Source organism: Mycobacterium asiaticum (assembly GCF_001668675.1).
GTDB classification, from domain to species: domain Bacteria; phylum Actinomycetota; class Actinomycetes; order Mycobacteriales; family Mycobacteriaceae; genus Mycobacterium; species Mycobacterium asiaticum_D.
This window is the reverse complement of the sequence record NZ_LZKQ01000151.1, coordinates 22313-34963: the sequence shown is the minus strand read 5'-3', so window position 1 is coordinate 34963 and position 12651 is coordinate 22313. Positions and strand designations below refer to the sequence as shown.

Genomic DNA, 12651 nt, shown 5'->3' with positions numbered 1-12651 from the left:
CTGGCTGACCGCGGAATACGCGATGCTGCCGTCTGCGACCCACACTCGTTCCGACCGCGAATCGGTGAAGGGCCGGCCCAGCGGCCGCACCCAGGAGATCAGTCGGTTGGTGGGCCGATCGCTGCGGGCGTGCATCGACTTGGCCGCGCTCGGGGAGAACACCATCGCCGTCGACTGCGACGTGCTGCAGGCAGACGGCGGCACCCGTACCGCGGCGATCACCGGCGCTTACGTGGCGCTGGCCGATGCGGTCACCTACCTGGCCGCCGCCGGGAAGCTGTCGGACCCCCGACCGCTGTCGTGTGCCATCGCCGCGATCAGCGTGGGCGTCGTTGACGGTCGGATCCGCGCGGACCTCCCCTATGAGGAGGACTCCCGCGCCGAAGTCGACATGAACGTGGTCGCCACCGACACCGGCACCCTGGTGGAGGTGCAGGGCACCGGCGAGGGGGCGACGTTCCCGCGCTCGACCCTGGACAAGCTGCTCGACATGGCGCTCAAAGCCTGCGACGAGTTGTTCGCCGCCCAGCGTGAAGCGTTGGCGCTGCCGTACCCGGGTGAGCTGCCGGAGGGGCCCCCGCAACCGAAGGCGTTCGGAAGCTGACCCGGGTATTGGTCGCCAGCCGCAACCGCAAGAAGCTGGCGGAACTGCAGCGCGTGCTGGACGGCGCCGGTCTGTTGGGCGTATCGCTGGTGTCCTTGGACGACGTGTCGGCATTCGCCGAGGCGCCCGAGACGGGCGCGACCTTCGAGGAGAACGCACTGGCCAAGGCGCGCGACGCGTTCGCCGCCACCGGCCTGCCGAGCATCGCCGACGACTCGGGATTGACGGTCGCCGCACTCAACGGGATGCCCGGGGTGTTGTCGGCGCGTTGGTCGGGACGGCACGGCGACGACGCCGCCAATACCGAGCTTCTGTTGGCTCAGTTGTCTGACGTGCCCGACGGGCGGCGCGGCGCGGCGTTCGTGTCGGCCTGCGCGCTGGTCTCCGATGCCGACCAGGTGGTGGTTCGGGGGGAGTGGCGCGGCACGATCGCGCGAGCACCGCGCGGCGACGGCGGCTTCGGCTACGACCCGGTTTTCGTGCCCAACGGCGAGCAGCGGACCGCGGCCGAGCTGACCCCGGAGGAGAAGGACGCAGCGTCGCACCGCGGACGCGCGCTGGCGCTGTTGTTGCCCGCGCTGCGCGCGCTGGCGCACTGATTCACAAGTCTTTACAAATCGAAGCGCGCCTTGATGTCCTTGGTCTGCCGGTGCTCGACGATGATGCCCAACAGCGGGACCGTGCCGGCCAGCAGCACGCCGATTGTCTTGCCGATCGGCCAGCGAACTTTGATCGCCAGATTGAACGCCGCGATCACGTAGACGAAGTACACCCAACCGTGGACGACTTCGATCCACCGGATCTCGCGGTGATAGACCAAGTGCGACACGATCTCCCCGCACAGTGCGATCAGCCAGATGCCCGTCGCCCACGCCATCACGCGGTAGGCGAGCAGCGCGGTCCGGATCTTTTCGATCGGGAACACCGAGGCGCTGCGTTCGCCTTCGGGTGTCTCGGGTGCGCTCATGCGGTGGTCCTGTTCTGCTTTTCGGCGTCGTTCTTGGCGAGCTCGGCCAGGTAGGCGTTGTACTCGCGCAGGGCGGGATCATCTGCTTGCTGTTGGGCGGGCTGCGGCCGCTCGGGCAGCAGGCCGGGAGGAATCTCGGTGGCCGCCTCGCGATTCCGCGGGTCAGGCGGGGCCTCCTCGTAACGAACGAAATTCCGGTAGGCGTACACGCAGAACCCGGCGAACAGCGGCCACTGCAGCGCGTAACCCAGGTTCTGATAGGTGCCTGACACCGACTGGAATCGGGTCCATTGCCACCAGCCCAACGCCAGGCAACCGGACGCCGCAACGATCACCAGAATGATCGCCGCGACCTTGCGGTGGCGTCGTAGTGGGGCGGGGGTGGACACACCATGACGGTACCGCGCGGTGGTCAAGCGGTCGTTGTGCGCGCGTAGGATCGCTAGTCGCGCGGGCGTGATGAAATTGGCAGACATGCCGGCTTTAGGTGCCGGTGCTCGAAAGAGCGTGTGGGTTCGAGTCCCTCCGCCCGCACCGATAACCGGGGTTACACCCCGCCGCGGCCCGTCTGCTGCTGCAACTCGTCGATCAACTCTGACGCCTGCGCCTTCGTCAGATCGTCCGGAACGTCCCGACCGGCTTCCTGCGCCAAAGTGCTCACATAGCTGCGCTGCGGGCCGGTCATCGGTTCGTCGCCGGTCACCCAGTTGGACGGGTCCTTTTCGGGGTTCTCCTGCGGGGCTGGTTGCGCGTTGCTACTCATAAAAGCGCGGATAGCCATCGCACATACATTCGAAACATGTGGTGTGCGGCACGATGGTGGTCGAAGCCCGAATGATAGGAGACGAAGTGTCCGTTGCACGACGGGAGCGCGCCGCTCTGGTGGAGACGATGCTTGCCGCGGGCCCCGATGCGCCCACCCTGTGCGAAGGTTGGCGCACCCGCGACCTGGCGGCCCATCTGGTGATCAGGGAGCACCGTATCGACGCCGGACCGGGCATCCTCATTCCCTTCTTCGCCGGCCACACCGAGAAGTTGCAGAACAAGGTCGCCGAGAACACCGACTGGGAGGAGCTGGTGGGCAAGGTCGCGGCCGGCCCGCCCGTCTACTCGCCGTTCAAACTGCTCGACCCGGTCGCCAATGTCGCCGAAATGTTCATCCACCACGAGGACGTGCGCCGTGCCGGAACCGACTGGGAGCCACGGGAACTCGAGCCCAAGCTCGTCGCCGGGCTGCAGCGGACGCTGGGACTGATGGGGCGGCTGACGCTGGCGAAGGTGCCCGGTCGCGTCGCGCTGCGCACCACCGACGGCAAGACGGTGCTGATCGCCGGTCAGGGCCCCGCCGTCACGGTGACCGGGGCGCCCGAGGAGTTGCTGTTGTTCGCGGTCGGCAGGACGGCCCGGGTCGACTTCGACGGCGACGAGCAGGCGATCACCGACGTGCAGAACGCACCCAAGAGTCTCTAGCGGGGACAGCACCCGGCCAGCCCGTTTGACGGCGTGTAAGGTAACCCTTAGTTTACGGGGGTAACTAACTGCGTCGAGGGGTCAGCCGGGTGAAAACCATTGCTCAGCGCACCGGCGGCCGTCCGGCACTCATCGCGCTCGAAGACGTGCTGCGGGTGGGCCGCGAGCTGGGTATGGCGCGCCTCAGCATCAACGGCGTAGCCGGCCGGCTCGGCGTTTCGGCCACCGCTCTGTACCGGCATGTCGAAAGTCGTTGGGCCCTTGAGCGTTTGGTCGGTGAATCTTTGCTGGCCGAGCTCGAGTTGGCGGACGACCCAGCCGATAACCTCGAGCAGCACCTGCTTTCGTTCGGGCTGCAGCTGTGGAGCTTCACCGTCGAGCACCCCGGACTGGCGTCCTATATGCAGGTGTTGTTCCCGCGCGGCGACACCGGCATGGGGTTGCTGATTGCCGAGGTCGACGCGCTGAACCGCCGCGGGTACGCCAAGGACGCGGCCATCGTGCTGGCCAGTGCCGTGGCCACGCTGGCGATCAGCCTGGCCGCCCGGGAGGAAAACAACGCCAGCACTACCGGCGGTGAACAGGCCGATCGGTTCGCGCAGGAGCGGGATGCCGCCAATCGCCGGCTGGCCGGTGACGAACGCCTGGGGACGGCCCACCTCGGCCTGCCCGAGTTGTCGAGTTCGCAATACGTGCGGCTGTTGCTGGCCGCGTCGATTCGGGGCCTGGTCCGGGAGATCCCGCCGGGCCGCCCGATCATGGAAGTCGTGGCGGCCCATACCGCCGCGGGAGAGGATCGTTGATGGCACGCGGGTTCTCGGGTGCGATGCTCAAAGGCTTCGGTGCACGCGACCACACGGCGACGGTAACCGAAACCGTAATGATCGCACCGCATTTCGTCCGGATCAGGATGGAGTCCCCGACGCTGTTCGAGGACACCGAGGCCGAACCGGCCGCTTGGCTGCGGTTCTGGTTCCCGGATCCGAAGGGCTCCAAGACCGAATTCCAGCGCGGTTACACGCTTTCCGAGGCTGACCCGGCGAGTGGCCGGTTCGCGGTCGACGTGGTGCTGCACGAGCCCGCCGGCCCGGCCTCGACGTGGGCGAGTACCGTCCAGCCGGGCGCCACCATCGCCGTTGCGTCGCTGATGGGCTCCACCCGCTTCGACCCGCCCGATGAGCAGCCCGCCGGCTATCTGCTGATCGGCGACTCCGCCTCGATCCCCGGCATGAACGGCATCATCGGAACCGTCCCGAAGGACGTCCCGATCGAGATGTACCTCGAGCAGCATGACGACAACGACACCCTGATCCCCATCGCCGAGCACCCCCGCTTACGGGTGCATTGGGTCAGCCGGCGCGACGACAAGTCGTTGGCCGACGCGATCGAAACCCGCGACTGGTCGAACTGGTATGCCTGGGCCACCCCGGAAGCCAACACGCTCAAGCACGTTCGTAAGCGGCTCCGGGACGCGTTCGGGTTCCCCAAGTCCGAGGTTCATGCGCAGGCGTATTGGAGCGCCGGTAAGGAAATGGGCACCCGCCGCGGCGAAGAGCCCGACACCGCCGACCAGACCGCTGATGAACAGCCGGAAACCGTTGCCGCACAGACCGAGTCTGCGCCCCCGATTCCGGCCGCCCGCGGCAGCTGGCGTGCGCAGGCGGCGGGCCAGTTGCTGGCGCCCCTGCGCTCGGCGCTGATCATCTCCGGGGTGCTGCAAGCCGTCATCACGCTGGTGCAGCTGGCGCCGTTCGTGCTGCTGGTCGAACTGGCGCGGTTGCTGATTTCGGGCGCCGACGAGTCCCGGCTGTGGAACCTGGGCGTCGCGGCCGTCTCGCTGCTGGGATTGGGCACCCTGCTCGGTGCCGCACTCACTCTCTGGCTGCATATCGTCGACGCGCGATTCGCCAGTGAGTTGCGGTCGCGGTTGTTGGGCAAGCTATCTCGCCTGCCGCTGGGCTGGTTCACCGCGCGCGGGTCAGGCTCCATCAAGCAACTGGTCCAGGACGACACCCTCGCACTGCACTACCTGGTCACCCACGCCATTCCGGATGCGGTCAACGCCGCAGTCGCGCCGGTGGCGGTGTTGTTGTACCTGTTCGTCATCGACTGGCGGGTAGCGCTCGTGCTGTTCGGCCCGGTCCTGGTTTACCTGATGACGTCGTCGGCCCTGATGGTGCAGTCCGGCCCGCGTATCGCACAGTCCCAGCGCTGGGCCGAGAAAATGAGCACCGAAGCCGGTGCCTACCTGGAAGGCCAACCGGTGATCCGCGTATTCGGCGGGGCCGCCGCGTCGACATTCCGCCGCCGCCTGGACGAATACATCGGATTCCTTGTTGCTTGGCAGCGTCCGCTGGCGGGCAAGAAGACCATGATGGACCTGGCCACGCGTCCGTCCACGTTCCTGTGGCTCATCGTCACGGCCGGCACCCTGCTGGTGGTGACGCACCGGATGGACCCGGTTGATCTGCTTCCGTTCTTGTTGCTGGGCACCACCTTCGGCACCCGGTTGCTCGGTATCGGCTACGGGATCGCCGGCATTCGCGGTGGCACGCTGGCCGCCCGGCGCCTCCAAATCGCGCTCGCAGAGCCCGAACTCGAGGTCGAGGACCGTCCCCGCGAACGCTCCGACGCCGCTACTGTCGTGTTCGACCACGTGAGCTTCGCCTACCGCGTCGGTGTCCCGGTGATCCGCGATGTCTCGCTGCAACTGCGACCCGGCACCGTCACCGCGCTCGTGGGCCCGTCAGGTTCCGGTAAGTCCACGCTGGCCGCCCTGCTGGCCCGGTTCCACGACATCCAGCAAGGCTCGATCCGGGTGGGCGGACAGGACATTCGGACCCTGACGGCCGACGAGCTGTACACCCGCGTCGGTTTCGTCTTGCAGGAGACCCAACTCGTGCACGGCACCGTCGCGGAGAACATCGCGCTCGCCGTGCCCGACGCCACGTTGGCGCAGATCCAGGATGCCGCCCGCGAGGCGCAGATCCACGATCGAATCCTGCGCCTGCCCAACGGTTACGACACCGTCCTGGGTGCCAGCGCCGCACTCTCGGGCGGGGAGAAGCAACGACTGACCATCGCGCGCGCGATCCTGGCCGATACGCCGGTGCTGATCCTCGACGAGGCCACCGCATACGCCGACCCGGAATCGGAATACCTTGTGCAGCAAGCACTCAACCGTCTCACCAAGGACCGGACCGTCCTGGTGATCGCGCACCGGCTGCACACCATCACCGGCGCCGACCAGATCGTCGTGCTCGACCACGGGCGCATTGCCGAGCGCGGCACCCACGACGAGTTGCTGGCCGCCGACGGCCGCTACCGCCGACTCTGGGAGACCGGACAACCCGTATCCGCATCGATCGCAGGACAGGGGGCCGCCCGATGATCCGCACCTGGATCGGCCTGGTGCCGGCGGACCGCCGCGCCAAAGTGCTGCGCTATGCCGTGCTCACCTTCCTCTCGGTGGTGGTGCGCGCGGTGGGCACCGTGCTGCTCGTCCCGCTGGTGGGTGCCCTGTTCAGCGACTCGCCGCGACGGGCGCTGGTGTGGCTGGGCTGGCTCACCGCCGCGACCGTGCTCGGCTGGGTCATCGACACCGCCACGGCCAGAATCGGTTTCGATTTGGGTTTCGCCGTCCTGGATCACACCCAGCACGACATCGCCGACCGGCTGCCCGAAGTGCGGCTGGAGTGGTTCACCGCCGAGAACACCGCGACCGCGCGGCAGGCGATCGCCTCGACCGGGCCCGAGTTGGTCGGGTTGGTGGTCAATCTGCTGACGCCGCTGCTCAGCGCGGTGCTGCTCCCCGCGGTGATCGCACTGGTCCTGTTGCCGATCTCCTGGCAGCTGGGCGCGGCCGCGCTGGCCGGTGTGCCGTTGCTGCTCGGGGCACTCTGGGCATCGGTGCGACTGTCACGCCGGGCCGATGCCGCGGCGGGGGAGGCCAACAGCGCGCTGACCGAGCGCATCATCGAGTTCGCCCGCACCCAACAGGCATTGCGCGCCGCACGGCGCGTCGAGCCGGCCCGCAGCCTGGTCGGCGACGCGCTGAGCGCGCAGCACAGCGCGATGATGCGACTGCTGGGCATGCAGATCCCGGGCCAGCTGTTGTTCAGCATCGCAAGCCAGCTGGCGTTGATTCTGCTGGCCGGCGCGACGACGGCGCTGACGGTCGCCGGGACGCTCTCGGTGTCCGAGGCCGTTGCGTTGATCGTGGTGATGGCCCGCTACCTCGAGCCGTTCGTCACCGTCAGCGAGCTTGCCCCGGCACTGGAAACCGTGCGCGCCACGCTCGACCGCATCCGGTCCGTGCTGACCGCGCCGGCCCTCGGCGCCGGAGCAACCGCCCTGCGCGACCCCTCCGCAGCGCCCCGCATCGAATTCGACGACGTCTCTTTCAGTTACGACGGCGGCGCACCGGTGCTGGACAAGGTCAGCTTCTCATTGCAGCCGGGCACTGCGACCGCGATCGTCGGGCCGTCCGGATCCGGCAAGAGCACCATCCTTGCGCTGATCGCCGGACTGCACCAGCCGACCAGTGGCCGGGTGCTCATCGACGGCGTGGACGCCACCTCGCTGGACGCGGGTGCCCGTCGGCGCGCCAGCAGCGTCGTCTTCCAGCACCCGTACCTCTTCCACGGCACGATCCGGGAAAACGTGCTGGCCGGTGACCCGGAAGCCGGCGACGAGCGGTTTGCGCGGGCTGTCCGGCTGGCCCGCGTCGACGAGCTCACCGGCAGATTGCCCGACGGAGTGGATACCGTTGTGGGCGAAGCGGGCTCGGCGCTGTCCGGTGGGGAACGCCAGCGGGTGAGCATCGCGCGCGCCCTGCTGAAGGGCGCACCGACCTTGCTCGTCGACGAGGCGACCAGCGCCCTGGACAACGAGAACGAGGTCGCGGTGGTCGAGGCCCTGACGGCCGACCCGCATTCGCACACCCGGGTGATCGTGGCGCACCGGCTGGCCAGCATTCGGCACGCCGATCGCGTGCTGTTCCTGGAGAACGGCCGGGTGGTCGAGGATGGCGGCGTCGACGAGTTGCTCGATGCCGGTGGACGTTTCAGCGAATTCTGGCGCCAGCAGCACGAGGCCGCGGATTGGCGGATCCTGGCCGAGTAAGTTCGGCAACGGGACATGCCGGTAGCTCATGCCGTATGCCTTACAGTTGTGACATGAGTGCCTTGTTGTCCATTCCTCGGTACCCCGCCGACGTCACGCCTGAGTGGCTGTCGACAGCGCTGAGCCACCGGGGCACCCCGGTCGAGGTGTCACAGGCCGACGTCGTAGCGATCGGCACCGGACAGACCGGAGCCACCTACCGGGTGACGGTCACCTACCGGACAGACCCGGACGATCTCCCGCAGACCTTTGTGATCAAGCTGCCGGCCCAGGACGACGCGGTGCGGGACCGCGTCGTCTTCGGTTACCGCAGTGAGTGCGCGTTCTATACCTCGGTGGCCGACCGGGTGCGGGTTCCGGTGCCCAACTGCTATTACTGCGAAATTACCGACGATGCAATGGAATACGCGCTGTTGCTGGCTGATCAAGCGCCCGCGGTACAGGGTGATCAGCTCGCCGGCTGTGGTAAGCGAGAGGCGCGGCTGGCGGTGACGGCGCTGGCCGGGCTGCACGGGCCCAGCTGGTGCGATCCGGTATGGCTGGATCTACCGGGCATCGCCTTCGGACGGCCCGACGAGGATTCCGCCAAGGGCCTCGGCGACGTTGCGCAGATGAGCGCCGGCATCACCCTGGAAAAGCTGGGTGACCGGATGACCGCCGAGGACCGCGAGACCTTCAGCGCCACAATGGCCTTGGTGACGCCGTGGTTGCTTGCCGAGCGGGACCGCTTCGCGCTGCTGCACGGCGACTACCGGCTCGACAACCTGTTGTTCGATCCCGATCACACCCGGGTGAGCGTGGTGGACTGGCAGACCCTCGGTATCGGGCTGCCGGCGAGGGATCTGGCTTATTTCACGGCGACCAGCCTCGATTCCGAGCTACGCAAAGCCATCGAGGCGGAGCTCGTCGACGACTACCACCGAGCGCTGCTCGGACACGGTGTCACCGCTTACGACCGCGAAACCTGTTGGCGCGATTACCGACTCGGTATGCCGCACACCGTATTGATCTCGGCGCTGGGCTTCGCCTTCGCGACCGCCACCGAGCGCGGTGACGACATGGTGCTGACCATGCTGCGACGCGGGTGTGAGGCGATCCGTGACTTGGGCACGCTGGATCTGATCGGCTGAGCGGAGTCAGGTCCGTCGGCCGGCTTCCTGCGCCAACTGCATGCGCGACGTGAGCCCCAGCTTGTTGTATACGTGCGTCAGGTGCGTCTGAACCGTTCTCGGCGAGATGAACAGCCGACCGCCGATATCTTTATTGCCCAGACCTTCACTGACCAGCCGCACGATGTCGAGCTCGGTCGGAGTGAGCGAATCCCAACCGCTGGGCGGTCGTTTCCGTTCGCCGCGGCCGCGCTGCGCGTAGGCGATCGCTTCATCGGTGGACAGCGCCAGGCCGGCGGCCGACGCCTCGTCAAAGGCGGTTATGCCCAGCGCATTTCGCGCCTCGTCGAGCGATTCGTGGTAAGTGGCATCGTAGACTCGGAAGCGCACGATTGAGGTACGCTCCCGAATCGCTTGTGCTGCCGCGTACAGCCGCGTCGCCTCCAAGTGGCTGCCCGCTGTGTTGGTCAGCGTGGCCAGTATCTCCAGCAGATCCGGGACGAACAGGAGAGTGCTCATCTCGGCGGCGCGCGCCAGCGCCTCGTGTGCGTCGCGCTCTGCCTGTCCGAACTCGTTCTGCGCTAATGCGACCCGCGCCCGGGTGGTCAGTGCGTGTACTGAGAACCAGCCCAGCGCTGCGTCCACATCTGCATCTGCTCGACGGCGGGCTGTTGCGAGGTCACCTTGGGCCAACGCGGCCTGGGCGGCAGGCTTGGCGACGGTAGTGGCAAGCCACGGCCACCCACTGAGGCGCTCGACGGTGGCGTCGCTGGCCTCGGCAGCCTGCGCCACGTCGCCGTCGGCAAGAGCGGTGACAGCCAGCGCCGCGTAAACAATGCCCTCCTGGTAGCCGCCGAGTTCGGCCGCACGGTCCAATGATTCGAGCACGATGGATCGGCCCTCAGCGGCTCGTCCGGTGTAGGCCAGTACCTGGCCGAGAGCCGTTCGGGCGTTCACTTCCCAGATCAGCGCGTGTGCCAGGTCCGCTTCGATCATCAGTCCACGCAACTCCTTCTCGGCGCCCACGAGATCGCCGCGCGCCGATTGCGCCCCGGCCAGACACCAGCGGCATGCTCGTGAGTAGCCTTGGTCGCCGATCTCGTCGGCCAAGGCGCGGCCCTCCTCCGCGGCTGCGATTCCGTAGTCCAGGTCCCCCGAGCCGACCGTAGCCATGAGTGCCTGGAAGTACAGGACCTGGCTCAGAAGCCACCGGTCATCCATTCCGCGCGCCAACTCGGCGGCTTCCGACAGGATCGGACCGGACTGGTTGGCGTCCCACGCGGTGACGCGTCCGAGCGCAGCCAAGGTGCGGGCCAACAACGCGGGATCATCGAGTTCGCGCGCGATCGCCACCGCGCGGCGTGCCGCCTCGGCGCATTCGGCCGTGCGCATGTTGTCCAGGTATGCCTTATCGGCCAACGCTCGTGCCAGGTTGGTGGGTGTCACCTCAGTGGAGGCGGCACGTGCCAGTCCGATGTCAAGCCAATCCCTTCCTTCGTTGAGGAGTCCCCGTGTCAACCAGAGCGCCTGCAACGATGTTGCCAGCAGTAACGCGCTGTCGATGTCGGAGTTTTCTTCGCTCCACGCGAATGCGGCACGCAGATTGTCAATCTCGGCTTCTGCCCGGGTCAGTTGTAGCGCCAGGTTTTTGGTCGCGGGAGCTTCCAAAGCAGCGGCCAGCGCGGTGTAGTAGTCGCGGTGGCGGTCTCGCACGGCAGCTCCGTCCGGCGACTCGGTAAGCTTTTCTTGGGCGTACTGGCGGATCGTTTCCAGCAGCCGGTATCGGGTTGTGCCCCTCTCGGTTTCGGCAATCACCAGCGACTTGTCGACGAGCAGAGCTAACACATCCAGCACCTGATGGCGCGCCAGGGTGCGGTCGCTGAGGACCTCCTGGCAGGCCGTCAGGTCGAATCCGCCTAGGAATACGGCCAATCGCCGGAACAATACGCGCTCGGGCTCGGTCAGCAGATTGTGCGACCAGTCCACGGATGCCTGCAGTGTCTGCTGGCGGCGCACCGCGGTTCGCGACCCTCCGGTCAACAATCGGAACCGGTCCCTCAGCCCCGCAAGGATCTCCTGCGGCGACAGAGCGCGCATCCGCGCGGCGGCCAGTTCGATTGCCAGCGGCATGCCGTCGAGGCGGCGGCAGATCTCCACGACGACATCGGAGTTGTCCTCACGCACCGAGAAGCTGGGCTGTACTTGACGCGCCCGGTCGCTGAACAGCTGGACCGCGTCGTCGGCAAGCGACAGCGATGGGACCCGCCAAGTGACTTCACCGGGTACACCGATCGGCTCGCGGCTGGTGGCCAGCACCGAGAGTCCGGGACAGCCACCGATGAGGGCGGTAACGAGCTCGGCGGTCGCGTCGAGCAGATGCTCGCAGTTGTCCAGTACCAACAGCATCTTCCGCGCGCCGATAAATTGCAGCAGCTTGTGCTGCGCAGACCGGCCTGGCTGGTCCGGTAGACCCAGTGCCCGCGCCACGGTGATCGGCACCAGGTCGGAGTCCACAATCGGGGCCAGATCGACCGCCCACACACCGTCCCGGAATTCAGCAGCCGCGGCCGCGGCGACCTCTACCGCCAAGCGGGTCTTGCCCACCCCGCCGGCGCCAGTGAGCGTGATCATCCGGTTCTCGCCAAGGACCCCGCGCACCGCGGACATCTCCGAGGCACGCCCGACGAAGCTGTTGAGCTGAACCGGAAGATGCGCAACGGTAAGGCTGTCCCGCAACCTCAGCGGCGCGAACTCGTTGCATAAGTCGGGGTGGCACAGCTGAACGATGCGTTCCGGCCGAGGCAGATCGCGCAACGGGTGGGTCCCCAAGTCAGCCAACCACGCGTCCGCGGGAATGGCGTCGGCAACCAAATCGCTGGTGGTGCCAGACAGTACGGTTTGGCCTCCGTGGGCCAGCTCGCGTACCCGCGCCGTTCGATTGATGGCGGGTCCCACGTAATTGTTTTCGTCGCGCAACTGCACTTCGCCGGTATGGATGCCGATACGTAAACGCAGGGGGGCCAACGGGGCTCGCTGCAGCGCCAGCGCGCACGCCACGGCGTTCGATGCGCGGTGGAAAGCAAGCACGAAGCTGTCGCCTTCGCCCTGCTCGGTGGGACGCACCCCGTCGTGTGCGCTGACGAGCTCGGCCAGCGTCCGGTCGAGGGCGGCGATCGCGGCGGTCATCTCCGCGGGTCTGGACTGCCACAGCTGCGTCGATCCCTCGACGTCTGCCAACAGCAACGTCACTGTTCCGGTCGGGAGATGCGCATTCATGGCGGCATCGCTCCAGTCAAAGGCAGCCAGTCGATCGATCTCGCTCATGTTAACCAGCATGCAGCCGGCGACGCCCGGAAAACATACGCGTCTGCGCGTAT

General features: G+C 67.2%; 11 protein-coding genes and 1 tRNA gene. 8 read left to right on the top strand and 4 right to left on the bottom strand.

Annotated elements, in window-relative coordinates:
- Together rph and rdgB are read left to right on the top strand one after the other, a co-directional pair.
- The coding region (rph, locus tag A9X01_RS13395; protein ID WP_065121243.1) for a ribonuclease PH at positions 1-604 on the top strand (604 nt) is incomplete at its 5' end.
- A complete protein-coding gene (rdgB, locus tag A9X01_RS13390) occupies positions 601-1203 on the top strand; it encodes an RdgB/HAM1 family non-canonical purine NTP pyrophosphatase (RefSeq protein WP_065121238.1) in 603 nt (200 codons plus the stop codon). The genes rph and rdgB, both read left to right, overlap by 4 nt.
- Positions 1204-1214: 11 nt before the next feature.
- On the opposite strand, the gene A9X01_RS13385 is transcribed toward rdgB, so the two are convergent.
- Together A9X01_RS13385 and A9X01_RS13380 are read right to left on the bottom strand one after the other, a co-directional pair.
- Positions 1215-1571, bottom strand: coding sequence for a DUF3817 domain-containing protein (locus A9X01_RS13385; protein ID WP_065121237.1), 357 nt, complete (start codon positions 1569-1571; stop codon positions 1215-1217).
- Positions 1568-1960 (bottom strand): hypothetical protein, encoded by a 393-nt coding sequence (locus tag A9X01_RS13380; protein ID WP_065121242.1) that lies wholly within the window; start codon positions 1958-1960, stop codon positions 1568-1570. The genes A9X01_RS13385 and A9X01_RS13380 overlap by 4 nt, the downstream gene beginning before the upstream one ends.
- A gap of 61 nt (positions 1961-2021) precedes the next feature.
- Here A9X01_RS13380 and A9X01_RS13375 point away from each other — a divergent pair.
- Positions 2022-2105: transfer RNA gene (locus A9X01_RS13375), tRNA-Leu, on the top strand.
- 13 nt (positions 2106-2118) lie between these two features.
- Here A9X01_RS13375 and A9X01_RS13370 read toward each other — a convergent pair.
- Positions 2119-2334, bottom strand: coding sequence for a DUF3072 domain-containing protein (locus A9X01_RS13370; RefSeq protein WP_065121236.1), 216 nt, complete (start codon positions 2332-2334; stop codon positions 2119-2121).
- 86 nt (positions 2335-2420) lie between these two features.
- Here A9X01_RS13370 and A9X01_RS13365 point away from each other — a divergent pair, with 86 nt between their 5' ends.
- The 5 genes from A9X01_RS13365 (at position 2421) to A9X01_RS13345 (ending at position 9295) form a co-directional block, all read left to right on the top strand.
- A complete protein-coding gene (locus tag A9X01_RS13365) occupies positions 2421-3041 on the top strand; it encodes a TIGR03085 family metal-binding protein (RefSeq protein WP_065121241.1) in 621 nt (206 codons plus the stop codon).
- A gap of 89 nt (positions 3042-3130) precedes the next feature.
- Positions 3131-3844 carry a TetR family transcriptional regulator gene (locus tag A9X01_RS13360; RefSeq protein ID WP_065121235.1) on the top strand — a complete coding sequence of 238 codons (714 nt, stop codon included), beginning with the start codon at positions 3131-3133 and terminating at the stop codon, positions 3842-3844.
- Positions 3844-6432, top strand: a complete 2589-nt coding sequence (locus A9X01_RS13355) for an ABC transporter ATP-binding protein/permease (protein WP_065121234.1) — start codon at positions 3844-3846, stop codon at positions 6430-6432. The genes A9X01_RS13360 and A9X01_RS13355 overlap by 1 nt, the downstream gene beginning before the upstream one ends.
- Positions 6429-8165: an ABC transporter ATP-binding protein gene (locus tag A9X01_RS13350; protein ID WP_065121233.1), complete on the top strand. Its 1737-nt coding sequence runs from the start codon at positions 6429-6431 to the stop codon at positions 8163-8165. Before A9X01_RS13355 ends, A9X01_RS13350 begins: the two co-directional genes overlap by 4 nt.
- Positions 8166-8218: 53 nt before the next feature.
- Complete coding sequence (locus A9X01_RS13345; protein WP_065121232.1) at positions 8219-9295, top strand: phosphotransferase family protein; 1077 nt, start codon at positions 8219-8221, stop codon at positions 9293-9295.
- Between the two features lie 6 nt (positions 9296-9301).
- Here the strand turns inward: A9X01_RS13345 and A9X01_RS13340 are convergent, their stop codons facing one another.
- Positions 9302-12610, bottom strand: coding sequence for a helix-turn-helix transcriptional regulator (locus A9X01_RS13340; RefSeq protein WP_216638911.1), 3309 nt, complete (start codon positions 12608-12610; stop codon positions 9302-9304).
- Between the last annotated feature and the right edge of the window lie 41 nt (positions 12611-12651).